The organism is Cupriavidus sp. MPR-AND1C (assembly GCF_058809705.1).
Window position 1 is genome coordinate 52,081 of sequence record NZ_JBXASU010000032.1, and the last position, 25,124, is coordinate 77,204.

Genomic DNA, 25,124 nt, shown 5'->3' on the forward strand with positions numbered 1-25,124 from the left:
CACAGCTATCACTGCGTGGCCTCTTGCGGTACCGGTGCTAGCGGCGCCACCGACGGGGCCGCGGCCAGCACGCCGCGCGGCGGCGTGCCTGCCTGCTGCCAGGTCACCGGCACCCATGCACGCCCCGAAGGCAAGCTATCAGGCAGCACCAGCGAGACCGCCGGGTAGGCCGCAAGGGTCTTCAGCTTAGGGAACAGGTGGGCGCGCGCCGCATTCAGGAACAGGGCTTCCTGGTCTGCGGGCAACGCCTTGGTGGCTTCGCGGCGCACCAGCGGCGCCAGCGTCGACGGGGTGAAGCTGAGCACGGTACGGGCCTGCTGGCCGCGCTGCATGGTGTCGGCCACCGAGGGGAAACGCTTGCCCTGCACCGCCAGCGCGTCGTCCACCAACGCGCCGTCAGGCGAGAACAGCACAGTGTTGCCAGCCAGTGCCAGCGTCACGGGGAAATAAGCACCCGCCGAAAGCTGGGCGGCGAACGGCGCCCCCTTGCCCTCACGCGTGCCGTAGGGCGAGCTGACCGGGCGCGACCACAACACCGCGCCGCCCGCGCCCTGGCGGTTCTGCACCGGCAGGCGTGCATAGGCGCCCTTTTCCGTGCCGGCATTGGGTTCATAGGCGCCAATCACTTGCTCGAACAGGCTCGCCAGCACCGGACGCAACGCGGTAGCGGCATCTGCCGACTTGACCCGGGCCATGAACAACGGCGCCACCAGCGCCGACTTGCTGTACCAGCACACGGCAGCCGGCCCTTCGAAGGCCTGGGCCACCTGCGTAGCCAGTTCGTCCTTGCCGCCGCTGACCTTCTGCAGCATCTTGCCTGCGGCCTGCCAGTCCACCGGCAGCGTGGCGCAGGCCGCGGGGTCGGCCGGCAAGGCTTTCCAGAGTTCGGCCGTGTTCCACGCCCCCGGCAGGCGCGCGCCATCGACCAGCACAGCGCTGTGCCAGGCGGCATCATCGGCGCCGGCCCTGGAATCGGACTTAGAGTCCGACTTAGTGTCCGACTTCGAATCGGCGCCGGCAAAATCGAAACGCAGCGCTTCGATGCCCGGGAAGAATGCCTGGTAGCCAAACGATAGGTAATTCGCGCCCACCAGCACGCGATGGCCCTTGGGCGGGCCCTTGGCGGCGTCGAGCGCGAACGATTGCAGCGGGGTCTCGCGCGCGCCGGCATCGTCTGACAGCCAGGCGGCCACCGCCTTGGCGCGGGCGCCGATGGGCTTGCCTTCGGCGTCCAGCAGCATGCCGGCTTCCGACAGGACTACCAGGCGATCGCCCTTGCCCGCCAGCAGCAGGCTGCGCGCCGGGCCGATCCGCAACGCATACAGCGGCGTGCCGCCGACTTCACCAGCGCGGCTCAGCTGCGTGTCAGCCGGGGCGATCGTGCCAAGTGTCTGCAGCACCTTGGCCAGCCCGTTGCGCTCCATCGACAGCGCCCAGTAGCGCAAGGTGCCATCGGCGCCGCGCCAGGCCATGAGCCTGCCCGGTTCGTCGAACACGCGCTTGAGCAACGTATCGCCCCAGTCCAGGTCGTGCTCGAAGGCGATACGACGCAATGCGCCCGAGGCAGACAGGCGGCCTTCGTTGTCTTCGTAATAATTGACGAAATCTTCGGTGAGCACGTCGCGCAACAGCGGCACGCGGAGCATATCGCGCGGCAGGCTGGACAGGCTTTCGCTGTCGACCAGCGCATCGGGGCGGCTGAAATCGAGCTCAAGCTGGCGGGGCTGCCCCTTCCAGGCGCGTCCGAACGGGTGCCAGACCATTTGCACGGCCACACCAGCGGCAATCGCCAGCGCAGCGGTGCCAAGCGCGATTCTCTTGCGCGAAATCTTCATGATTCCCTTCACGATCGTGATCACTGCACGTCACAGATGCAGCGAACCCGGTAGCGTACCGCGCACATCAATCAAACCGCAACCCAGCCACCGTGAATTTTTGTGACTGCCTGCGCAGCCGCGCGCTCGGCGCCACCCGCGGGCGTAGCGCGCTTTCCGAGCTGGTGCCTTTGCCCAGGCGGCTCTCCGGGTTGATATTTGCTTATGACAAAGATGTACTTTGCCGAAGCGGGCCACAGGCGTAGCCTCGCCACTTTTGAAATATTCGACATATGTTCTCGTTTGCCACATTCGCCAGTGCCGGCACGTTCCGTGCCTCCCGCCTGCTGGCAAAGCTAGCGTTCGTCGCTGCCGCTGCCCTCTCGATTTCCGCCCCACACGCCGCCCAGGCCCAAAGCCCGGTGCTGGACAAGATCCGCAGCACCGGCACCATCGTGCTGGGCTACCGTGAATCGGCGCTGCCCTTTTCCTTCGCCAACGACAAGGGCGAGCCCGCAGGCTACGCGGTGGACCTGTGCCTGCGCGCCGCGGAGGCCGCGCGCGTGAAGCTCGGACTGAAGACGATCAAGGTGCGCTGGATGCCGCTCACCCCGCAGAACCGGATCCCCGCCGTGGTCAATGGCCTGGTCGATCTCGACTGCGCGCCCAACACGAACTCGCTGGAACGCCAGAAGCAGGTCGCCTTCAGCGTCTCGCATTACATTTCCACGGTCCGCATGCTGGTGCGCGCGGATTCGGGCATCAAGTCCTTCGAAGACCTGCGCGGCAAGAACGTGGTGACCAGCGCCGGCTCCACGGGCGATCGCCATGTGCGCCGCCTGAAGGGCCAGTATGGTTTCCATGACATCTACGCGAAGGACCATGGTGAATCCTTCCTGCTGCTCGAATCGGGCCGTGCACAGGCATTCGTGATGGACGATGTACTGCTGTCGGGACTGCGCGCACGCGCCAAGGACCCTTCGCAGTTCGTGATCGTGGGTCCCGCTCTGTCGATCGAGCAGAATGCGCTGATGATGTCCAAGGCCGATCCGGAGTGGAAGCAACTGGTGGACCAGACGCTGGCATCGGTATTCGCCGGCCCGCAGGTGATCGCCCTGCAAAAACAATGGTTCCAGCAGCCCATCGGCGCCCGCAACATCAACCTTGCACTGGCACCGAGCGCGGAAGTCCGGGATGCGTGGAAGCATCCTTCGGATGTCGCGACCGAATAACGACCTTCGAAGCCCGGCGACCAAAATCAAAGCCCCCGCACGCCATCAGGCCTGCGGGGGCTTTTTTTTGCACATGACGCCAACAAAAAGTGCGCAATTATTCACACAAAACATCAGGCGTCGAGCAAGTCTTGGCGATAAAGGCAATAGCGGCTTTCCATAGGACGATACAAAGCGTGCATTTCACAATACAGCGCATGTTGACAGCCAGGCGAAATGTTGGCGACACTGAGGACCAGCGGACAACGCGGCAACGGTATCCCACGCAACCGGCGTGGCGGCCTTAGCCGTCAGTTTCCGTGTATTCGAACCGCCGGAAGGCGGCATTTACCAGGAGAAAACATGAACAAGTTCGTCGCGACAGCCATCGCGCTGTGCATTGGCGCCGTCTCCGTGGCTGCCCAGGCGCAATCGACCGGGAAGAAGCAATTCGACCCGTATAGCCAGGGCGCCAAGTCGGGCGATAAGTTCGACCCGTATAGCCAGGGCGCCAAGTCCGGTGACAAGTTCGACCCGTATTCCCAGGGTGCGAACAAGAGCACCCGCACGGACCTGACCGACGCCTCCGCGCCGCCGGCCAAGAAGTCGACCAAGAAGAGCAAGAAGAGCAAGAGCAAGAAGCCCGCCGCATCGGCCGCAGCCGCGAACTGATCGGCAAGGGGCGCCGCGCTGGTATCCGGCGCCCTGACAGCACAAAGCCCGCCAATTCAAACTGGCGGGCTTTGTGCTTTGTGCTGTGTGCTGCCGGAGAATCCGCTTTGGCAGGCGGGGAAAGCGTCAGGGCGATGTCGTATCCAGATCCATCCCCGTGACGTCGATCCGTTGCACCTTGTCCTGCTGGCGAATCTCGGTGCGCAGCACGAATGCCTCGGCGGGGCAATACCAGTCGGTAACATGCATCAGCGTGGGCTCCACCTGCACCACCTCCTCTCCCACCATCAGCGGCCCCAGCGAAGTCCGCTTCTCGTAGGTGATCGGCATGCACTCCTTGCGGCCCAGCACGGTATCGATCATCTGGCGCTTGCCCACATGGCGGGATCCGACACTGATCGAGGCATATAGCGCCCGCATGCTTCCCACGACCTTGTCCGCGCCCACCGGATAGATCTGCAGAGAGACACTGGACTCGAACGCCTCGCCCTCCAGGGTGCCGCCCTCGCGGATATCCATGCCTGCGTAGCTGAACACGCCCTGGCCCCTGAAGGCGGCTTCGCCGTACATGCGGGCATAGCGCCCTTGTGCATTGATGACGGCATGCTCGCTCTCGATACTGCTCTTGGCAGAGTCGGAGCGGCGGTCGATATTGACCATATGGACCTGGTCCATGATGACCGGCGGCCCCATCAAGGCAGACAGCGCCGACTTGGAGCGCACCTCGAGCTGCGCCCGGCATCCGGTCTGGTTCTTGGTCGCCCGGCGCAAGGTCATGGTGATCGACATGGGCATGGCCCCATCGCCTTCCATCTGCACCCGCGAGCCGGATCGGAACCATGGCGCGTCGCACAGCGGGGCAAGAGCCCGTGCCGGCGCCTCCTCGGACGCGGCAGCGGCCACCGCCACTGTCTGAGCCTGCGCAAGGCTGCCCACGACCAGCAGCCCTGCGCCGGCAATGAAAGCAGCCCTAAACCGTTGCGCCTTTGTCCTCACATGAATCCTGTCTAGAATGATTTCGCGCCCCCGCTTGTTCCGGCCAGGCGCCGCGCACGCAGGGCCCGCCAGACGTCGTGGCTCGCGCTGGCTGGAAACTAGTGCCTTTTTTGCCCGCGCGTGTCGGCAATCTTAGTCGGTCACCGTCGCAGCCGGCCCATGCGGGCCGCTTGCCAGGGAGTTCCTATGCTTCAGTATTACGCCAAGCTTTGGTGGGTTGTGGCCTTGCGCGGCATTCTCGCTGTTCTTTTCGGAATTTGTGCATTTTTCGCACCCATTGCCACACTGGCTGCACTCGTGCTCATGTTTGGCGCCTTTGCCGCCGCCGACGGCGTCAGCGCGCTACTGATGGCCATCTCGGGCAACCGGCGCGCGGCTAGCGACCGCGGCATCCTTGCACTGCAGGGCCTGCTTGGCCTGGGTGTGGGCCTGCTGACCTGGTTCAGCCCCGTGGTCACCGCGTTTTCCCTGCTGTTATATATCGCCGCCTGGACGCTTGCCACAGGCGTGCTGCAATTTGTCGCGGCAATCCGCCTGCGCAAGGACATTCCCAATGAATGGTGGCTGATCCTGGCCGGGATGGTGAGCATCGTGTTCGCCGTCCTGCTGCTGTGGCACCCCCTTGCCGGCGCGCTGGCGGTGCTGTGGATGATCGGAGCATGGGCGGTGGTGTGCGGCATTCTGCTAATCGGCGCCTCACTGCGCTTGCGGCGCGCAAGAAAAATGACTGTTAAATCACTTTTAAGTTAAGCCACGCGCACTGCCCGGGCCGTCCCGCGTGCGCCGACCCCGCGCGCGACGGCGGGTTGCGGCGGTCGTGCTAACATTGCGCGCCGCGCCACTTGGCAACCACGGTTGGCCATGGGGTAATGGCTGGAAAGACTAACAAAGCAGAAGGCGCGGGGAAACGGGCACCATCGCTTGCTTTTTTTGTCTACCAAAGCCGTCGCTGCTGCGTTGTGATGTTTTCGCCGGTACCCGGCAGCCCGAAACCGTCAAACAGACCGACCGCGCGCTGCGGCAACAGCCTGACACCGCTTTTTTAGCGGTGCCAAGGCGGCGTTACCAGTGCTTTAATAATCACGCAAGTGGCCGCGCCATCGCGAGCCAATGCAATGACTGCGTGGCGGCAGGCGGGCAAGCCATCCGGGCCGCCCGCGTGCGGATCGCCACACCCCGCAAGCCCGAGAACCGGTCGTCATGTGCGCAAGCCAGGACGGTCACCCGATCCCTTTCCAGGAGACGTATGCGTAGTTCCGTGACCTCGCGAGACACCTCGCGAAGCACCGCACAAGGTGTTTCGCAATCTGCCGGCTTGCCCACGATCACCGTCGTCCTGGTTTGCCTGTTTATTCTCCTGGTCTGGTTCGGCACGCTCGACGCTCGCCACCTGCTGCGCTCCGATGAAGGCCGCTACGCCGAGATCGCCCGTGAGATGTTCTCCACCGGTGACTGGGTAACCATCCGCTACAACGCACTCAAGTACTTCGAGAAGCCGCCTTTCCATATGTGGGTGACGGCGCTGTCGTATACCTTGTTCGGCGTGGGCGACTGGCAAGCCCGGCTATGCGTGGCGCTGTCCGGCATGGTCGGCCTCGTGGTCTCGATGCTCGCCGCCCACCGCTGGTATGGCTTGCGGGCCGCCTTCCTGACCGGGCTGGTGCTGGCCGCCGCGCCGATGTGGAGCGTGGCCTCGCACTTCAACTCGCTGGACATGACGCTGTCCGGCGCCATGGCCTGCGTGCTGGCCTTCATGTTGCTCGCGCAGCACCCCGCTGCTACGCCAGCCGCGCGGCGCTACTGGATGTGGGCCTGCTGGATAGCCATGGGCGTGGCGATCCTGACCAAAGGGCTGGTAGGCATTGCCCTGCCCGGCCTCGTGCTGGTCATCTACACCCTGATCTCGCGGGATTTCGGCCTGTGGCGGCGCCTGCACCTGATCACCGGCACCGCACTGATGCTGATCGTCACGGTGCCCTGGTTCTGGCTGGTGTCGGAGCGCAACCCCGAATTCCTGAATTTCTTCTTTATCCACGAGCACTGGCAGCGCTATACCTCGACGGTACACTCGCGCAAGGGCCCGCTGTGGTACTTCGTGCCGTTGCTGGTGGCGGGCTTCATCCCCTGGCTGGGCCTGGCGCCGCGCATGTGGCAAGTGGTCCGTGGCGAAGGCGCGGCGGCACGCGTGGCGCCGGCGCGGCCATTCCAGCCGGCGCTGTTGCTGGCCGTGTGGGCCATTGCCATCTTTGTCTTCTTCAGCCTGTCCGGCTCGAAGCTGCCCGGCTACATCGTGCCGATCTTCCCGGCGCTTGGCATGCTGGCTGCCGTGGCGCTGCAGCACATCGATGAGCGCAGCTGGAAGCGGCAGCTCAACGGCATGCTGGTCATTTCGGCAATCGGCTTGCTGGCCAGCCCGGTGGTGGCCACGCTGAATTCCGACAACACGCCCAACGAGCTGTACCGCTTGTTCGCGGTCTGGGTCGGCGCCGCCTTCGTGCTGATGCTCGGCGCCGTGTTCCTCGCGCGCAAGCTGCTGGCGAGCAAGGGCCTGATGGTCAGCATCACCGTTTACTCGCTCGGCTTGTTCACCAGCTTCACAGTGGCGCTGCTGGGCCACGAGGTCATGGGGCGGCAGACTTCGGGCGTGGACATGGTGCCCGCCATTAACGCCGTGCTGACGGACGACATGCCGATTTACGGCGTGCGCATGCTGGACCACACGCTGCCGTACTACCTGCGCCGCACCACCATCATGGTGGAATGGCCGGACGAGCTCGAGTTCGGCACCAAGCAGGAGCCGCAGAAATGGCTCCCCACCCTGGATGCCTTTATTGCAAAATGGCAGGATGGCCAGCACGCCGTGGGCATCATGTCGGCTGCCACCTACAAGATACTGCAAGAGAGCAAGGTGCCGATGTACAAGATCGGGCAAGACAAGCGCCGCGTCGCGGTCACCAACTTCCCGCCTCCCGGCCAGGCGCCGGCGGCCCCGCAGCAAGAACCGAACCGCGCGCCATGACGCTCTCTACCTTCGCTTTTATCTTTACCGGCGTGCTGCTCAATGCGTGCGCGCAGCTGCTGCTCAAAGCCGGCACCAACGCCGTGGGCGCCATCACCATCGAGCGCGCGACGCTGTTTGCCACGGCGTTTCGGGTGCTGACGCAGTGGCCGGTACTGGCTGGCCTGACACTGTATGTAGTCAGCGTCGGCGTGTGGATCGTCGGGCTGTCGCGGGTCGATGTATCGATCGCTTACCCGATGCTGTCGCTCGGTTATGTGGTGAACGCCCTGGCAGCCTGGTGGCTGTTCGGTGAAATGATCGGCCCCCTGCGCGTAGCCGGCATCCTGCTGATCCTCGCAGGCGTGTTTCTCATCGCGCGTTCCTGATCACCGCACCATCCACCGTCGCACCATCGCCACAAGAGCCTGATTGCCATGACCGCTTCCGCTGCGCAAGCCTTCCTGCCCTTCGTCAAGCCGAATATTGACGCCGCCGCCATCGCCGAGGTGGGCAAGGTGCTGGCCTCGGGCTGGATCACCTCCGGCCCCAAGATGCACGCCTTCGAGGCTGCCCTGTCCGAACTGTTCGGGGGCCGCCCCGTGCGCACCTTCGCCAATGGCTCGGCGACGATGGAAATCGCGCTGCGCGTGGCCAATATCGGCCCCGGCGACGAAGTCATCACCACCCCGATCACCTGGGTTGCCACGGCCAATGTCGTGATCACGGTGGGCGCCAAGCCCGTCTTCGTCGATATCGACCCGCGCACGCGCAATATCGATCTCGACGCCGTTGAAGCTGCCATCACGCCCCGTACCCGCGCCATCATGCCGGTCTACCTGTCGGGCCTGCCGGTGGATATGGACCGCCTCTACGCCATCGCGAAGAAGCACAACCTGCGTGTGATCGAGGATGCCGCGCAGGCCATCGACTCGCGCTGGCGCGGCCAGCGCATCGGTGCCTTCGGCGACCTGGTCAGCTTCAGCTTCCAGGCCAACAAGAACATCACCAGCATCGAAGGCGGCTGCCTGGTGATGAACTCGCCCGAAGAAGCCGAACGTGCCGAACGCCTGCGCCTGCAAGGCGTGATCCGTACCGGCATGGACGGGATGGATGTGGAAGAGCCCGGCGGCAAATTCAACCTCACCGATGTCAACGCCGCCATCGGCCTGTCGCAACTGGCGCAACTTGACGCCATCACGGCACGCCGCGCCGAACTGGCCGAGGCGTACTACCGCTGCGCGGCCGACAGCGGCCTGGCCGACCTCGGCATCGAGCTGCCGCTGCCGCGTGACGGCGAGCTGGCCACCACCAACTGGCATATGTTCCAGGTGGTGCTGCCGGCCGAACGCATCGAAGGCGGGCGCACCGCGGTGATGGAGGCCATGCGCGAGCAAGGCGTCGGCACCGGCGTGCATTATCCCGCCGTGCACCTGTTTTCTTATTACCGCTCCCTGGGCTGGCGCGAAGGCATGCTGCCGCACGCCGAGCGCATCGGAAGGAGCATCGTCACGCTGCCGATGTTCCCCGCCATGCAAGCCGCCGACGTGGAGCGGGTATGCGCAACTCTTAGCGAAACATGCAAACGCCTCTTCAAATGAGCCCTGTCGAAGTCTCCGTCGTCATTCCCGTCTATAACGAGGAAGATGGCCTGCAAGCCCTGTTCGACCGGCTCTACCCGGCGATGGACGGGCTCGGCTGCAACTACGAGATCATCTTCGTCAACGACGGCAGTCGCGACCGTTCGGCACAGATCCTGGCCAGCCAGTTTCACAAGCGCCCGGACACGACGCGCGTCGTGCTGTTCAACGGCAACTTTGGCCAGCATATGGCCATCCTGGCCGGCTTCGAGCACACCCGCGGCCAGATCGTGATCACGCTGGACGCCGACCTGCAAAACCCGCCGGAGGAAATCCCCCGGCTGGTGGCAACCATGCGCGAAGGCCATGACTACGTTGGCACCATCCGCCGCGAGCGCAACGACACGGCGTTCCGCCGCATTGCGTCGCGGGCCATGAACCGCCTGCGCGAGCGCATCACGCGCATCAAGATGACCGACCAGGGCTGCATGCTGCGTGCCTACGACCGCAATGTCGTCGACACCATCAATGCCTGCCGTGAGGTCAATACCTTTATCCCCGCGCTGGCCTATACCTTCTCCTCCAACCCGGTGGAGATCGTGGTCGAGCACGAGGAGCGCCACGCCGGCGAATCCAAGTATTCGCTGTTCCAGCTCATCCGGCTGAACTTCGACCTGGTAACCGGCTTCTCCATCGTGCCGCTGCAGTGGTTCTCCGCCATCGGCACCTTGCTGTCGCTGGCATCGGCGGGCCTGGTGGCGGTGCTGCTGGTTCGGCGCTTCGTGCTTGGCGCGGAAGTGCAGGGTGTGTTCACCCTGCTCGCCTTCAACTTCTTCCTGGTTGGCATCATGCTGTTCGGCATCGGCCTGCTGGGCGAGTACATCGGCCGCATCTACCAGGAAGTGCGCAACCGTCCGCGCTATCGCATCCAGGCGGTGCTGGAAGGCACGCCAGAACAGCAAAAGGCGACGGAGGTCTCGTGCGCGCAGTAGTCTTCGCTTATCACAACGTCGGCGACCGCTGCCTGCGCGTGCTGCACGCGCGTGGCGTGGAAGTGGCGCTGGTTGTCACGCACCGCGACCGCCCGGATGAAAACATCTGGTTCCGCCGCGTTGCCGATACCGCCGCCGAACTCGGCTTGCCCGTCACCTACGGCGAAGACCCGGCCGATCCGGCGCTGGCCGCCGCGGTGGCCGCGGCGCGCCCCGACGTGATCTTCTCTTTCTACTACCGCGCGATGATTCCCGCGGCAGTGCTGGCGCTGGCGCCGCAAGGCGCGTTCAATATGCACGGCTCCCTGCTGCCCAAGTATCGCGGCCGCGTGCCGGTGAACTGGGCGGTGCTGCATGGCGAGAGCGAGACTGGCGCCACGCTGCATGCGATGGAAGCCAAGCCGGATGCCGGCTTCATCGTCGACCAGACGTCAGTGCCGATCCTGCCCGACGACACCGCCGGCGAGGTCTTCGAGAAAGTGACCGTGGCTGCCGAGCAAACGCTGTGGCGCGCCCTGCCCGCCATGATGGCCGGCAACATCACGCCGCTGCCCAACCGCCTTGCCGAAGGCAGCTACTTCTCCGGGCGCAAGCCGGAGGACGGCCGCATCGACTGGCAGCAGCCGGCCGCGCAGGTCTACAACCTGATCCGCGCAGTCGCACCGCCCTATCCCGGCGCCTTCACCGATGCCGGCTCGCGCCGCTTCGTGGTGGCGCAGGCGCGCCTGCCGCATGCCGGCAGCGCAGTCGCAGCAACCCAATTGCAGTCCACCAGCGCCGCCCGCCCAGGCTTGCACGTGATCGACGGGCAGATCGTCGGCGTGTGCGGCGATGGCGGCCTGATCCTTGTACGCGAACTGCTGGACGATGGCGCCCAACCCGCGCCCGTCTCGGCTGCCGCGCTTTCCACATTTCTTACCGCATTGTCCAAAGAGGAAAACCGATGAAAAAGGTCCTGATTCTTGGCGTCAACGGCTTCATCGGCCACCACCTGACGCGCCGCATTCTCGAAACCACGTCGTGGGAAGTCTACGGCATGGACATGTCCAGCGATCGCCTTGGCGACCTGATCGACCATCCGCGCATGCACTTCTTTGAAGGTGACATCACCATCAACAAGGAGTGGATCGAGTACAACATCCGCAAGTGCGACGTGGTGCTGCCGCTGGTGGCCATCGCCACGCCCGCCACCTACGTGCGCCAGCCGCTGCGCGTGTTCGAACTCGACTTCGAAGCCAACCTGCCGATCGTGCGCGCCGCCGTGAAGTACGGCAAGCACCTGGTGTTCCCGTCCACCTCCGAGGTGTACGGCATGTGCCATGACGACGAGTTCGATCCCGAGACGTCCGAGCTGATCTGCGGCCCGATCAACAAGCCGCGCTGGATCTATGCCTGCTCCAAGCAGCTGATGGACCGCGTGATCCACGCCTACGGCATGGAGCAAGGCCTGAACTACACCCTGTTCCGCCCGTTCAACTGGATCGGCGCCGGCCTGGACTCGATCTTCGAATCGAAGGAAGGCTCCTCGCGCGTGGTCACCCAGTTCCTCGGCCACATCGTGCGCGGCGAGCCGATCAAGCTGGTGGACGGCGGCGCGCAAAAGCGTGCCTTTGCCGACGTCACCGACGGCATCAGCGCACTGATGCGCATCATCGAGAACCCGAACGGCATCGCCACCGGCAAGATCTACAACATCGGCAACCCGCGCAACATCCACTCCGTGCGCGAGCTGGCCGAGATGATGCTGAAGATGGCCGGCGACTACGCTGAGTACGCGGAAGAAGCCAAGAAGACCCAGATCGTGGAAACCTCCTCGGGCGACTTCTACGGCAAGGGCTACCAGGACGTGCAGAACCGCGTGCCGAAGATCGACAACACCGTGGAAGAGCTCGGCTGGAAGCCCGAGGTCAGCATGGAAGACGCACTGCGCGCCATCTTCGAGGCTTACCGCAGCAAGGTGATCGAGGCGCGCACCCTGGTCGATTCGGCCAACTGAGCGCACGCACCCGATGGCCCGTATCGCCCTGAAGGTCGACGTCGACACGCTGCGCGGCACCCGCGAAGGCGTGCCGGCGCTGCTCGCCATGCTGGCCCGCGTGCGGGCCGAGGCCACCTTTCTGTTCAGCCTTGGCCCCGACCATACCGGCTGGGCGCTGCGGCGCGTGTTCCGTCCCGGCTTCCTGAAGAAGGTGTCGCGTACCTCGGTGGTGTCGAACTACGGCTTGCGCACGCTGATGTACGGCGTGCTGCTGCCCGGTCCCGATATCGGCCGCAAGGGCGCGGCCGAGATGCGCGCGGCGCGCGCGGCAGGGCACGAATGCGGCATCCACACCTGGGACCACGTCTACTGGCAGGACAACGTGCGCGAGCGCGATGCGGCCTGGACCCGGCGCCAGATGCAGAGTGCATTCGACCGCTACGTCGAGATATTCGGCGAAGCACCGCCCACCCATGGCGCGGCCGGTTGGCAAATGAACGATGAGGCCTTCCGCCAGATCGACGACTGGGGCATGGTGTACGCGTCCGATGGCCGCGGCACCGGTCCGTATATCCCCATGGTCGATGGTGTGGCATGCCGCCACGTGCAGATGCCGACCACGCTGCCGACGCTGGACGAACTGATCGGCGTGGGCGACCTGACGGAAGACAACGTCCACCACGCCGTGCTGCGCCTGAGCGAAGACGGGCGCGACCACGTGTTCACCCTGCACACCGAACTCGAGGGCGGCAAGCTTGCGCCGGTGTTCAACCGCCTGCTGGATGGCTGGCGCGCGCAGGGGCATGAACTGGTGTCGATGGCCACGCTCTACCGGCATATCGATCGCAGCGCCCTGCCGCAACTGCCGGTGACGTGGGGCGCGATCGAGGGAAGAAGCGGTGAGCTGATCCTGCAGCCGTAGGCATCCGGCCGGCACGGCACGGCTCGTCGCCCGCGCCCGCCCGCATCAAGACACCGTCAGTACCATCAACGCATCGTCAACGGCCGGCAACCGGCCATTGACGATGCGTTCATGCGCGCACCGCTTGCGTGCGCGTGTGCATTGGCCTCGCTTCGGCCCGTTGCCGAAGGCCAGGCGGGCCCTCGACAACGTTCAGCTACGGTCCCTCCCCGCCAGCCTCAGGCCGTTGAAGACCACCAGCAAGCTCGCCCCCATATCGGCGAACACCGCCATCCACATGGTGCCCAGGCCCATGACCGTGAGTGCCAGGAAAATCGCCTTGATGCCAAGCGCGAGGGCAATGTTCTGCTTCAGGATCGTCGAAGTCTGCCGCGACAGCCGGATAAAGACGGGGATCTTGCGCAGGTCGTCGTCCATCAGCGCCACGTCGGCGGTCTCGATCGCCGTATCGGTCCCGGCCGCTCCCATGGCGAAGCCGATATCGGCACGGGCCAGCGCGGGCGCATCATTGACGCCGTCACCCACCATGCCCACCACGACGCGCTTGCTACCATTGCTGCCATTGTTGCCATTGCCACCATTACCCGGCGCCCCTTCTGCCCCCTTCACGCTCAGCGCAGCGATGGCGTCCGCCTTGTCCTGCGGCAACTGATTGCCGCGCGCCTCGTCGATCTGCACCTGCGCTGCGATCGCTTGCGCGGTATGCGGGTTGTCGCCCGACAGCATCAGCGTCTTGACACCCAGCGCGTGCAGCGCAGCCACCGCCTCGCGGCTGCTGTCCTTGACCGTGTCCGCCACGCCGAACAGCGCCTCGACGCCGTGATCCGCGCCCAGCAGCACAACCGTCTTTCCCTGCCGCTCCAGCGCTTCCAGCGTAGCCTCCAGTTCCGGCGAGCACAGCCCGCGGTCGTGGATCAGGCGATGGTTCCCCAGATAGTAGCTGCGCCCGTTCACGCTGCCGCTGACCCCGTACCCGGGCAGCGCCGCAAAGTCCTGCACTTCCAGCGGCACGATGCCGTGCGCACGCGCGGCATTGGCCACCGCCATCGACACCGGATGGTCGGACCGGGCAGCCAGGCTGGCCGCGATCACGCGCGCCGCATCGCTAGCCGCCGCACCTGCCGCGGCGGTTGCGCCCAGGGGCTGGAAATCGGTCTGGGCCGGCTTGCCGTGGGTGATGGTGCCGGTCTTGTCCAGCGCCAGCCATTTCAGATCCTTGCCCTGCTCCAGGTAGACGCCACCCTTGATCAGGATGCCGCGCCGCGCCGCGGCTGCCAGGCCGCTCACGATCGTTACCGGCGTGGAGATCACCAGCGCGCACGGGCAGGCAATCACCAGCAGCACCAGCGCCTTGTAGATCCATGCGCTCCAGTCACCGTCCATCGCCAGCGGCGGCACCACGGCCACCAGCACCGCGCCAAGGAAGACCAGCGGCGTGTAGATGCGGGCAAAGCGGTCGACAAAGCGCTGCGTGGGCGCGCGGCTGCCCTGCGCCGCCTCCACCGCGTGGATGATGCGCGCCAGCGTGGAGCCGCTGGCCGGCGCGGTGACTTCGTACTCCAGTTCGCCGGCCTGGTTGATGGTGCCGGCGAAAAGCGCATCGCCGACGGTCTTGTCGACCGGGACGCTCTCGCCAGTGATCGGCGCCTGGTCCAGTGTGGACTGGCCACGCAATACCCGCCCGTCGAGCGCAACGCGTTCGCCGGGGCGCAGGCGCACCAAGGCGCCGATGGCCACCGCGCCAGCCGCCACAGGCAGCCAGCTACCGTCCGGCTGCCGCACCGTGGCCTGCTCCGGCGCCATTGCCATCAGGCCGCGCACGGCATTGCGCGCACGGTCCAGCGACGCCGCCTCGATGCGCTCGGCCAGCGCGAACAGCACCATCACCATAGCCGCTTCCGGCCACTGCCGGATCAGCATGGCGCCGGTGACAGCGATGCTCATCAATGCGTTGATGTTCAGGTTGCCATTGGACAGCGCGATCCAGCCCTTCTTGTAGACGCCCAGCCCGGCTACTGCCACAGCCACCAACGCCAGCAGGGGCGCAAGCCATTCCTGGCCGGGCACTTGCAGCCACTGCACAGCCTCAGCGCCGAGCGCGGCCACGCCGGCCAGCGCCAGCGGCCACCATGGCTTGGCGGCTTGCGGCGGCAGCGCTGCGGCCTGCTCGGACAGCGGCTCGGCCTTCATGCCGAGACTCTCGATGGCCCGCACCACCGGCTCCAGGGAGTCCAGCGTATGGTGCACCGTCAGCACGCGCTGCATCAGGTTGAACTGCAGCGCGGCCACGCCTGCCATGCTGCCCAGCTTGTTGCGGATCAGGGTCTCTTCCGTGGGGCAATCCATCGCGTCGATGCGATAGCTGGCCGCGGCGGCGCCGGCAGGAACGGCTACGGCAATCGGCGGCGCCGCGCTGGCGCTGCCGCAGCAGGCTGCGCCGCCTGCCTGAGCGCGCTGGTGGCCGTGATCGTGGTCATGGTCGTGCTGGTGTGCTTGATCGTGCTTATGCGCGTGTTCGTGTGCATCAGAATGCCCATGATCGCGGCAAGATGGGGCACGGAGCGAAGCTTGGTCTGGCGTTGCGCTAGGCATGGCGGTTTTCCCTGCTTGTTTTTGCTTACCGCCCATTTAAGACCCTGAAGCGACTACAGGGTCAAGTGCTGTCTGCACATCGGTCGATACGAGCGTCCGAGGTCACCTTTGCGCCACGCTTTAAGCCACAGCCGCGCAAGGGTCATGCTTGCTGCCTATATAATCCGCCGCATGCGCCGTTTCCTGATCCTGCTTTTCGCCATCATGCTGCCCCTCCAGTTCGCCTGGGCCGGGGCTGCGGCGTATTGCAATCACGAAAGCACGCAGCCGGGCAACGGGACCGCCACAGCCAGCGCCAGCTGGCATTTCGGCCACCATAGCCACGCCCATCAGGGCAAGCTCAGCCAGCACGGCGGCAATGACAGCAACGACAGCAAGAGCGGCAAGGACAACATCAAGCTGCCCGACCTGGACTGCGCCGTGTGCCACTTTGCCAGCGCCCAGCTGGTCTTGCCGGACACGGCCACGAGCGCCTCGCAACATGGCGTGGCCATCAGCTACCGGGCGCTGGCCGCGTCCTACCTGTCTGCGCCCGGCGCCACCCCCGACCGCCCGCAGTGGCCGCTCGCCGCCTGAACGGCGAGACGACTCCCCTTACCTCCAGACTCTCGTCTCGCCGAAATTCCCTGGCTTTTTCCCGGTGAAATTCGATGAGAACACTTGTGATGCCGCTCGGGCTGGCGGCAGCTTTGCTCAGCCCTGCCGCGTTCGCCCAGAACGCGGCGACGACCCCATTGCCCGCCGCGCAAGCGGCGCAACAGATTCCCGAGCCCGCCGGCACGCTCACGCTGGACGATGCGCTCGCCCTCGCGGCCGGGCGCAACTTCACGCTCTCGGCCGCCGGCCATGAGTTCGATGCCGCCGAGGGCGGCATCATGCAGGCCCGCACCATCCCCAACCCGGAAGTCGCGGTCCTCCTCGAGGACAACCGCCGCGATACCCGCACCACTACGGCCCAGGTCAACCTGCCGATCGAGCTCGGCGGCAAGCGCGCCGCGCGCATCGGCGCCGCGCAAAAAGCGCGCGAGCTGGCCCAAGCGCAACTGGGCGCAACGCGCACCGGCCTGCGCGCGGCCGTGGTTGGCAGCTTCTTCGCGGTGGTCATCGCGCAGGAGCGCGTCAAGCTGGCGCGTGGCTCGGCCGAGATCGCCGCCAAGGGCGCTCAGGCGGCGATCCGCCGCGTGGCCGCCGGCAAAATCGCGCCGCTCGAAGAGAGCAAGGCGCGCGTGGAGCAGGCCAATGCGGAACTCGAGGTCGCCGACGCCGAGGCGGCACTCGCGATGGCACGCCAGTCGCTGGCCGGCCTTTGGGGCAGCAGCGAAGCCCGCTTCCAGGTAGCCGCCGGCAACCTGGACACCCTGCCCGCGCGGCCCGACGGCGCTAGCCTCGCCCAAGCGCTGGACAGCGCGCCGGAACTGGCAAGCCAGCGGCTGGAACTGGAACGCAGGCAGGCCATCATCGGCGTGGAGCGCAGCCGCCAGTATCCCGACCTGACCGTCAGCCTGGGCAGCAAGCGCGACAACGGCTCAGACCGCGGCACCATGCCCGTGCTGGGCGTGTCGCTGCCGCTGCCGCTGTTCGACCGCAACCAGGGCAATCTCTACGCCGCACTGCGCCAGGCCGACAAAGCGGCCGACGAGTACCGCGCCACACAGGTGCGGCTCGCTAACGAGCTGCAGCAAGCCACGCGGCAACTGAGCGTTTCGCGGACCTCGGCCGACTCGCTCAAGGGTACCGTGCTACCGGCTGCGCAGCAGGCCTATGAGGCCGCCACGCGCGGCTTCGAAGCCGGCAAATTCAACTTCCTCGACGTGCTCGATGCGCAGCGCACCTGGTTCCAGGCGCGCATCCGCTATCTCGGCGTGGTCGCCAATGCCTATCAGGCCGCGACCACCATCGACCGCATTCTTGGCCGCTAGCACCAAAGGAACTCCATCATGGCAATCACCAACAAGCAGAAAACGAGCATCGCCATCATCCTGGCGGGCGGCGCCATCGCAGCCGCGGGACTGATCTTCGCCGGGCGCGGCAGCGCCGACGCCACGACCGAAGCCGGCCACGCAGCAGGCGCGCATAGCGAAGACGCGGCCCACGGCGACGGCGAGCATCACGGCGGCCCGGCCAGCGCGGCGCACGGCGACGCCGCCCGGCACACCGACGGGGAGCACCACGAAACGCAAGAAAAAGAAGGCCACGTCGAGATGACCCCGGCACAGGTCCAGGCGGCCGGGCTCACGCTGCGCACGGCAGGACCTGCGCACATCGAGGGCACGGCATCCTTCCCCGGCGAGATCCGCTTCAACGAGGACCGCACGGCCCACGTGGTGCCACGCGTAGCTGGCGTGGTGCAAGGCGTGTCCGCCAACCTGGGGCAACAGGTGAAGAAAGGCGATTTGCTGGCGGTGCTGGCCAGCACCGCGCTGTCCGACCAGCGCAGCGAACTGCTGGCCGCGCAAAAGCGCCTGGAGCTGGCCGAATCCACCTTCCAGCGCGAGAAGAAGCTGTGGGAGGACAAGATCTCCGCCGAGCAGGACTACCTGGCCGCGCGCACCGCGCTGCAGGAAGCCCGCATCGCCACGCAAAACGCCACGCAGAAGCTGACTGCCATCGGCGTCAGCGGCAACGCAGGCGGCGCCAAGTCGCTCAACCGTTTCGAGCTGCGCGCGCCCTTCGACGGCACCGTGGTCGAGAAGCACCTGGCGCTGGGCGAAGCCGTGGCGGCCGACGCCAACGTGTTCGTCATCTCCGACCTCAGCACGGTATGGGCCGAGTTCGTGATCGCGCCCAAGGACCTGGATCGCGTGCGGGTTGGCGAGAAGGTGAAGATCGCCTCCACTGCCTTCGACGGCAAGGCCGAAGGCACGGTCTCGTATGTCGGCTCGCTGCTGGGCCAGCAAACGCGCACCGCCACCGCCCGCGTCACGCTGCCCAACCCCAAGACGGCCTGGCGCCCCGGCCTGTTCGTCACCGTGGGCGTGACCGACTCCAGCGCCGAGGTGCCAGTGGCGATCGAGGCCGAAGCCCTGCAAAGCAACGGCGATCAGCAGGTGGTGTTCGCTGTCGTTCCAGGCGGCTTCCAGGCGCAGCCGGTCAAGACCGGCCGCAGCGACGGCAAGCTGGTGGAGATCACCGAAGGCCTGAAAGCCGGCACGCAATACGTGGCAGGCAACAGCTTCGTGATCAAGGCCGAGCTTGGCAAGGCCGGCGCCGAACATAGCCACTAAGCGGAGAATCCCTCATGTTTGAAAGACTGATCCGCTTTGCCATCGAGCAGCGGTGGCTGGTGCTGCTGGCGGTGGTCGCCATGGCAGCGCTCGGCATCTACAACTACAGCCGGCTGCCCATCGACGCCGTGCCAGACATCACCAACGTGCAGGTGCAGGTCAACACCTCCGCGCCCGGCTATTCACCGCTGGAAACCGAGCAGCGCGTCACCTACCCGATCGAGACCGCGATGTCCGGCCTGCCGGGCCTGGAGCAAACCCGCTCGCTGTCGCGCTATGGCTTGTCGCAGGTGACGGTGATCTTCAAGGATGGCACCGATATCTACTTCGCGCGCCAGCTGGTCAACCAGCGCATCCAGGAAGCCGCGCAGAACCTGCCCACGGGCGTTGCGCCACAGATGGGCCCGATCTCCACCGGGCTTGGCGAGATCTACCTGTGGACGGTGGAAGCCGAGGACGGCGCCAGGAAGGCCGATGGCACGCCCTACACCCCCACCGACCTGCGCGAAATCCAGGACTGGGTCATCAAGCCGCAGTTGCGCACGGTGCCCGGCGTCACCGAGATCAACTCCATCGGCGGCTTCGCCAAGGAGTACCTGGTGGCGCCCAGCCCGGAACGGATGGCCTCCTACGGCCTGAGCCTGCAGGACGTGGTGGTGGCGCTGGAGAAGAACAACGCCAACGTGGGCGCCGGCTATATCGAGCGGCGCGGCGAGCAGTACCTGGTGCGCGCACCGGGGCAGGTCAGGTCCGTCGACGATATCCGGGAGATCATCGTGGGCAGCGCGCAGGGCCAGCCCATCCGCATCCGCGACCTGGCGGACGTGGGCATCGGCCGCGAACTGCGCACCGGCGCGGCCACCGACAACGGGCGCGAAGTGGTGCTGGGCACCGTCTTCATGCTGATCGGCGAGAACAGCCGTGCCGTATCGCAAGCGGTGGACCAGCGCATGGCCGCCATCAACCGCTCGCTGCCGGCCGGCGTCAAGGCCGTCACCGTGTACGACCGCACCGTGCTGGTGGACCGCGCCATCGCCACCGTCAAGAAGAACCTGGTCGAGGGCGCGATCCTGGTGATCGTGATCCTCTTCCTGTTCCTCGGCAACCTGCGCGCCGCCATCATCACCGCGCTGGTCATCCCGCTGTCCATGCTGTTTACGTTCACCGGCATGGTGACCTACAAGATCAGCGCCAACCTGATGAGCCTGGGCGCGCTTGACTTCGGCATCATCATCGACGGCGCCGTGGTGATCGTCGAGAACTGCGTGCGGCGCCTCGCCCATGCCCAGCAACAGCACGGCCGCCCGCTCACCCGCGGCGAGCGCTTCCACGAGGTCTTTGCGGCCTCGCGGGAAGCACGCCGCCCGCTGATCTTCGGCCAGCTCATCATCATGATCGTGTACATCCCCATCTTTGCGCTGACAGGCGTGGAAGGCAAGATGTTCCACCCCATGGCGATGACGGTGGTGCTGGCGCTGATCGGCGCGATGATCCTGTCGGTGACCTTCGTGCCGGCGGCCGTGGCGCTGTTTATCGGCGACAAGGTAGCCGAGAAGGAAAACCGCCTGATGCTGTGGGCCAAGCGCGCCTACGCGCCCATGCTCGGCAAGACCATCGCCAACACACCGGTGGTACTGACCCTTGCCGCAGTGGCGGTGCTGTTGAGCGGCTTGGTGGCGACGCGGCTGGGCAGCGAGTTCATCCCCAACCTGAACGAGGGGGATTTCGCCGTGCAGGCGCTGCGCATTCCCGGCACCAGCCTCACCCAGTCGCTCGCCATGCAGCAGCAGATCGAGACGCGCCTCAAGGAGAAATTCCCCGAAATCGAGCGCGTCTTCGCCCGCACCGGCACTGCCGAGATCGCCTCGGACCCGATGCCGCCCAACGCCTCGGATGGCTACATCATGCTCAGGCCGCGGGCGAAGTGGCCCAATCCGTCCAAGACGCGCGAGCAGCTGCTGGCGCAGATGGAGGCCGAACTGGCAACCATCCCCGGCAACAGGTACGAGTTCTCGCAGCCGATCCAGTTGCGCTTCAACGAGCTGATCTCCGGGGTGCGCAGCGACGTGGCCGTGAAGATCTTCGGTGACGACAACGGCGTGCTGGAGGACACCGCGCAAAAGGTCGCCACCGTGCTGCGGGCCGTGCCCGGCGCAACCGAGGTCAAGGTCGAGCAGACCAGCGGCCTGCCAATGCTGACGGTGGACGTGGACCGCGCCCGCGCGGCCCGCTACGGCCTCAACATGATCGACGTGCAGGACACCGTGGCCATTGCCGTGGGCGGCAGGGACGCCGGCATCTTCTTCCAGGGCGACCGCCGCTTCAATATCGGCGTACGCCTGCCGGAAGGCATCCGCGGCGATGTGGAGGCGCTGCGCCGGCTGCCGATTCCCTTGCCCAAGGGAAGTACGGCAGCCGCCAGCTATATCCCGCTGGGCGAAGTGGCAACGCTAACGCTGGCCCCGGGCCCCAACCAGGTCTCGCGCGAGAACGGCAAGCGCCGCATCGTGGTCAGCGCCAATGTGCGCGGGCGCGACGTGGGCACCTTCGTGCCCGAGGCGATGGCGTCGCTGGATCGCCAGGTCAAGGTCCCGGCGGGCTACTGGGTCACGTGGGGTGGCACCTTCGAGCAGTTGCAATCGGCCGCCACGCGGCTGCAGATCGTGGTGCCTGTGGCGCTGCTGATGGTGTTTGTGCTGCTGTTTGCCATGTTCGGCAATGTGCGCGATGGCCTGCTGGTCTTTACCGGCATCCCCTTTGCGCTCACTGGCGGCATCCTGGCGCTGTGGCTGCGTGGCATTCCGCTGTCGATCTCGGCGGCGGTGGGCTTTATCGCTTTGTCCGGCGTGGCGGTGCTCAACGGACTGGTGATGCTGTCCTTTATCCGCAGCCTGCGCGAAGACGGCAAGCCGCTCGATGAAGCCATCCATACCGGCGCGCTGACCCGGCTGCGTCCCGTGCTGATGACCGCGCTGGTGGCATCGCTGGGCTTTATCCCGATGGCGATTGCCACCGGGACCGGGGCCGAGGTACAGCGTCCGCTGGCCACGGTGGTGATAGGTGGCATCCTGTCTTCCACCGCGCTGACCTTGCTGGTGCTGCCGGTGCTGTACCGGCTGGCGCATCGGCGCGACAAGGATGAGGCTGGCGTGGAAGATGACGCAGGCTGCGCACGCCTGGCTGGCGGCTTGCCGGCGCCACCGGCATTGCCCAACAGCTAACCCTGGCGGCGGCAGGAGCGGCATGCCGCTCCTGCACGTCGAGCACCGCTGCGCCGTGGCATGGCAACGCATTCGCATGTGTGGGAGCGAGCGGGTTCTTAACGTCTACCCGCCGGGTCTGTCGCAGACCCGGCATGTTGCGTCGGGAACTTCAGCTCAGCCACCGTCTCGCCGGGCCGGCTGCGCATGCTCACACTGCCCCCATGCAGCCGCATGATCGTATCCACGATGGCCAGCCCAAGCCCGGTCGAACCCGCCGAATTGCTGCGCGCGGGATCGCCTCGGTAAAAACGCCCGAACACATGCGGCAGCGCCTCGGCGGCGATGCCGGTGCCCCCGTTGCTCACCTGGATCCGGGTAGCGGCGGTGTCCGCCACTACCCGGATGTCCACGGCGCTGCCCGCGGGCGCATGCCGCAAGGCGTTGTCGACGAGGTTGGTCACCGCGCGCCGCAGCAGCGTCTGGTCAGCGCGCACGGCGCCCTGGCCTGCAAGTTGTACCTTGATGTCGCGGTCCGCCGCGACGGCTTCGTAGTACTCGGCAACCTTGTCCAGCTCCGCGCGCGCGTCCAGCTCTCGCACCGTCATGGCCACCTGGGCATGATCCGCGCGCGCAAGGAACAGCATGTTCTCGATCATGCGGGCCAGCCGCTCGTATTCTTCCAGGTTGGATTCCAGCAGGTTCTCGTACTCCTGCACCGGGCGGCTATGGCCCAGCGTGACCTGGGTCTGGCCGATCAGGTTGCTGATGGGCGTACGAAAATCGTGCGCCAGGTCGGCAGAGAATTCGGAGAGCCGATGGAAGCCGTCTTCCAGCCGTGCCAGCATGTCGTTCAGCGCGGCGACAAGCGCGCGCAGCTCGGTGGGCGCCTGGCCGGCATCGAGCCGCGTGGCAAGCCGGCTCATGGTGACGGCGGATGCGTCCTGCGCCATGCGCCTGAGCGGGCGCAGGCCGCGCCTGGCCAGCAGGTATCCCAGCCCCGCCGCGACCGCCGCGCCGCATAGCGTTGCCCACAGCATCTGCGTCTGGTAGGCCTTCATCAGCGCCACGCGGTACCCGGCATCGCGCAGTACCACGATCTCGACCGCGCGCTCGGAATCCCCCAACTGCCCCAGCGCGGAGATGCCGCGCGAGGCGACGCCGTTACGGGGATACCAGGTATGCAGCCGGGATTTGTCGGGCGGCGTGGCCGCAGGCAGCACAGGCAATGCCGGCACCGGCTCATGGCGTGGGTTCAGGGTGACCAGCGGCTCGCCGCCGCTGCCGCGCACCAGCAGGATCAATCCCTCATGGCCCAGTGCGAGATCGGCGAAGCGATGCGTGTCGGCGCGGATCTCCGCCTCCGATCCCACCTCGCGCAGCAGATGGCGCACCAGCAGCACTTCGCTGACCAGCTCGCTCTCGTCGCGATCCTGCAACTGGGCAGCGAGCGCGCTGGCCAGGTAGGTGCCAACGGCCACCAGGATGGCCACGGTGGCAGCGCCGTAGGCCAGCGCCAGCCGTGCCGTGAGCGATGCCGGCAGGCGGAGTACAGCGCGGATCAAGCGGCGGTCCCTGACTTGGACCGGCTCACCGAACTTCCTCTTCCAGCACGTAGCCCATGCCCCGGCGCGTGTGGATCAGCTTGGCGGGAAAGGGGTCGTCGACCTTGGCGCGCAGCCGGCGGATGGAGACATCGACCACATTGGTATTGCTGTCGAAATTCATGTCCCAGACGTGGGAGGCAATCAGCGAACGCGACAGCACTTCGCCGCTGCGGCGCGCCAGCAGCTGCAGCAGCGCGAACTCCTTGGAGGTCAGTTCCAGCTTCTGGCCGTCGCGCGTGACGCGGCGCTTGACGGTATCGATCTGCAGGTCCGCCACTTCGATCAGCTCGCTTTCACGCAGCGGGCCACGCCGCAGGATCGTGCGGATGCGCATGACCAGCTCGGCGAAGGCGAAGGGCTTGACCATGTAGTCATCGGCGCCCAGCTCCAGGCCCTTGAGCCGGTCGGAAAGCGCATCGCGCGCGGTGAGGAACAAGACCGGCGTATCGCGCTCGCGCCGCAGTTCCTGGAGCACCTGCCAGCCATCCATGCCCGGCAGCATGACATCCAGCACGATGAGGTCATACTCCTGCCCGCGTGCGTGGGCCAGGCCGTCCACGCCATCGCGCGCCAGGTCCACCACGAAGCCGGATTCGCTCAGGCCCTTGCGCAGGTAGTCACCTGCCTTGGGTTCGTCTTCGACAATCAATATGCGCATAATTATTCACTCCGGGCCATTCACTGGCCCTGCAAGACCGACACGCTATACGAGCAAGCCCCGCCACGGCCGAAGATGTCAACATTGTCATGTTGGCGTCACGCAACCGCACCTTTCGATGCAGGTAGAATATCGGCTGCTGATTCCCCTGCACCGATGAAACGCGTCCTTAGCTACTTCCTGTTGTGCCTTGCCATGATCGCGCTGCCCGCACAGGGTGTCGCGGCGGCGGTCATGATGGTCTGCAGCGCGGCGCAATCTGTGCCTTCGGTGCCTTTGGCGCAGATGCCATCCGTCGTGCTGCCGGCCGATTCGCCCGCCGTGGAATCGATGATGTTACGCCATGCAGCCATGAAATCGCAGGCAGAAGCCGCGCTTGGCAGCCATGCCGGCGCGCATTGCCATGACGCGGCGGACCCGGCCCGGCAGACAGACGGGACGGCCAGTCTGTCTGGCATGACTGGCATGACTCACCCGCCAGCGCATCAAGACCATCAAGACCATCAGGATCACCACGCCAGCCATGGCGCCGGTGGCGCCTGCAGCGCCTGCTCGGCCTGCGCGCTCGGGGCCATCATGCCCACCATCCTGCCTGAGCTCGCGCTGGCCAGCCATGGCCACGCCGCACCGGTAGCCGCCCTGGCCGCCTACGCCGGCTTCCTCCCCGCCCCCTCCGACCG

The 25,124-nt window shown here is 66.1% G+C and carries 20 protein-coding genes; 15 read left to right on the forward strand and 5 right to left on the reverse strand.

Annotation, left to right across the window (positions count from 1 at the left end; genetic code table 11):
- Positions 1 to 8 precede the first annotated feature (8 nt).
- Positions 9 to 1,835: a DUF2138 domain-containing protein gene (locus AC1RWI_RS18525; RefSeq protein WP_492867936.1), complete on the reverse strand. Its 1,827-nt coding sequence runs from the start codon at positions 1,833 to 1,835 to the stop codon at positions 9 to 11.
- Between the two features lie 272 nt (positions 1,836 to 2,107).
- Here AC1RWI_RS18525 and AC1RWI_RS18530 point away from each other — a divergent pair, with 272 nt between their 5' ends.
- Positions 2,108 to 3,046 (forward strand): amino acid ABC transporter substrate-binding protein, encoded by a 939-nt coding sequence (locus tag AC1RWI_RS18530; RefSeq protein WP_043355618.1) that lies wholly within the window; start codon positions 2,108 to 2,110, stop codon positions 3,044 to 3,046.
- Between the two features lie 342 nt (positions 3,047 to 3,388).
- Entirely contained in the window at positions 3,389 to 3,697 is a 309-nt protein-coding gene (locus tag AC1RWI_RS18535) for a hypothetical protein (protein ID WP_043355619.1), read from the forward strand.
- Between the two features lie 126 nt (positions 3,698 to 3,823).
- Here the strand turns inward: AC1RWI_RS18535 and AC1RWI_RS18540 are convergent, their stop codons facing one another.
- Positions 3,824 to 4,693: a hypothetical protein gene (locus AC1RWI_RS18540; protein ID WP_043355621.1), complete on the reverse strand. Its 870-nt coding sequence runs from the start codon at positions 4,691 to 4,693 to the stop codon at positions 3,824 to 3,826.
- 186 nt (positions 4,694 to 4,879) lie between these two features.
- On the opposite strand from AC1RWI_RS18540, the gene AC1RWI_RS18545 reads away from it, so the two are divergent.
- The 8 genes from AC1RWI_RS18545 to AC1RWI_RS18580 all read left to right on the forward strand — a co-directional run bounded on the left by AC1RWI_RS18545 (position 4,880) and on the right by AC1RWI_RS18580 (position 13,163).
- Positions 4,880 to 5,443: an HdeD family acid-resistance protein gene (locus AC1RWI_RS18545; RefSeq protein ID WP_492867938.1), complete on the forward strand. Its 564-nt coding sequence runs from the start codon at positions 4,880 to 4,882 to the stop codon at positions 5,441 to 5,443.
- 496 nt (positions 5,444 to 5,939) lie between these two features.
- Complete coding sequence (locus AC1RWI_RS18550) at positions 5,940 to 7,712, forward strand: glycosyltransferase family 39 protein (protein ID WP_492867940.1); 1,773 nt, start codon at positions 5,940 to 5,942, stop codon at positions 7,710 to 7,712.
- Positions 7,709 to 8,080 carry a DMT family transporter gene (locus AC1RWI_RS18555; protein WP_043355625.1) on the forward strand — a complete coding sequence of 124 codons (372 nt, stop codon included), beginning with the start codon at positions 7,709 to 7,711 and terminating at the stop codon, positions 8,078 to 8,080. Before AC1RWI_RS18550 ends, AC1RWI_RS18555 begins: the two co-directional genes overlap by 4 nt.
- A gap of 48 nt (positions 8,081 to 8,128) precedes the next feature.
- Entirely contained in the window at positions 8,129 to 9,292 is a 1,164-nt protein-coding gene (locus AC1RWI_RS18560) for a DegT/DnrJ/EryC1/StrS family aminotransferase (protein WP_492867942.1), read from the forward strand.
- Positions 9,271 to 10,263: a glycosyltransferase gene (locus AC1RWI_RS18565; protein ID WP_043355630.1), complete on the forward strand. Its 993-nt coding sequence runs from the start codon at positions 9,271 to 9,273 to the stop codon at positions 10,261 to 10,263. Before AC1RWI_RS18560 ends, AC1RWI_RS18565 begins: the two co-directional genes overlap by 22 nt.
- Entirely contained in the window at positions 10,251 to 11,210 is a 960-nt protein-coding gene (locus AC1RWI_RS18570) for a formyltransferase (RefSeq protein WP_492867944.1), read from the forward strand. Before AC1RWI_RS18565 ends, AC1RWI_RS18570 begins: the two co-directional genes overlap by 13 nt.
- Positions 11,207 to 12,259, forward strand: a complete 1,053-nt coding sequence (locus tag AC1RWI_RS18575) for a bifunctional UDP-4-keto-pentose/UDP-xylose synthase (RefSeq protein ID WP_052495092.1) — start codon at positions 11,207 to 11,209, stop codon at positions 12,257 to 12,259. Before AC1RWI_RS18570 ends, AC1RWI_RS18575 begins: the two co-directional genes overlap by 4 nt.
- A 13-nt stretch (positions 12,260 to 12,272) precedes the next feature.
- A complete protein-coding gene (locus AC1RWI_RS18580) occupies positions 12,273 to 13,163 on the forward strand; it encodes a polysaccharide deacetylase family protein (RefSeq protein WP_492867946.1) in 891 nt (296 codons plus the stop codon).
- 192 nt (positions 13,164 to 13,355) lie between these two features.
- On the opposite strand, the gene AC1RWI_RS18585 is transcribed toward AC1RWI_RS18580, so the two are convergent.
- Positions 13,356 to 15,755 (reverse strand): heavy metal translocating P-type ATPase, encoded by a 2,400-nt coding sequence (locus AC1RWI_RS18585; RefSeq protein ID WP_492867948.1) that lies wholly within the window; start codon positions 15,753 to 15,755, stop codon positions 13,356 to 13,358.
- Between the two features lie 144 nt (positions 15,756 to 15,899).
- Between AC1RWI_RS18585 and czcI the strand changes: the two genes are divergently transcribed.
- The 4 genes from czcI to AC1RWI_RS18605 all read left to right on the forward strand — a co-directional run bounded on the left by czcI (position 15,900) and on the right by AC1RWI_RS18605 (position 22,200).
- Positions 15,900 to 16,331: a cation efflux protein, CzcI family gene (gene czcI / locus AC1RWI_RS18590; protein WP_492867950.1), complete on the forward strand. Its 432-nt coding sequence runs from the start codon at positions 15,900 to 15,902 to the stop codon at positions 16,329 to 16,331.
- Between the two features lie 74 nt (positions 16,332 to 16,405).
- Complete coding sequence (locus AC1RWI_RS18595; protein ID WP_492867952.1) at positions 16,406 to 17,674, forward strand: TolC family protein; 1,269 nt, start codon at positions 16,406 to 16,408, stop codon at positions 17,672 to 17,674.
- An 18-nt stretch (positions 17,675 to 17,692) separates the two neighbouring features.
- On the forward strand, positions 17,693 to 18,979 hold the full coding sequence (locus tag AC1RWI_RS18600) for an efflux RND transporter periplasmic adaptor subunit (RefSeq protein ID WP_043355645.1): 1,287 nt from the start codon (positions 17,693 to 17,695) through the stop codon (positions 18,977 to 18,979).
- Positions 18,980 to 18,993: 14 nt separating this feature from the next.
- Positions 18,994 to 22,200, forward strand: a complete 3,207-nt coding sequence (locus AC1RWI_RS18605; protein ID WP_492867954.1) for a CusA/CzcA family heavy metal efflux RND transporter — start codon at positions 18,994 to 18,996, stop codon at positions 22,198 to 22,200.
- Positions 22,201 to 22,298: 98 nt separating this feature from the next.
- Here AC1RWI_RS18605 and AC1RWI_RS18610 read toward each other — a convergent pair whose 3' ends face one another.
- Both AC1RWI_RS18610 and AC1RWI_RS18615 read right to left on the reverse strand, forming a co-directional pair.
- A complete protein-coding gene (locus tag AC1RWI_RS18610) occupies positions 22,299 to 23,744 on the reverse strand; it encodes a heavy metal sensor histidine kinase (RefSeq protein ID WP_063778468.1) in 1,446 nt (481 codons plus the stop codon).
- 25 nt (positions 23,745 to 23,769) lie between these two features.
- Positions 23,770 to 24,444, reverse strand: a complete 675-nt coding sequence (locus AC1RWI_RS18615; protein ID WP_043355647.1) for a heavy metal response regulator transcription factor — start codon at positions 24,442 to 24,444, stop codon at positions 23,770 to 23,772.
- Positions 24,445 to 24,639: 195 nt separating this feature from the next.
- Between AC1RWI_RS18615 and AC1RWI_RS18620 the strand changes: the two genes are divergently transcribed.
- Positions 24,640 to 25,124: hypothetical protein (locus AC1RWI_RS18620; protein WP_492867957.1), on the forward strand; the 485-nt coding region annotated here is incomplete at its 3' end.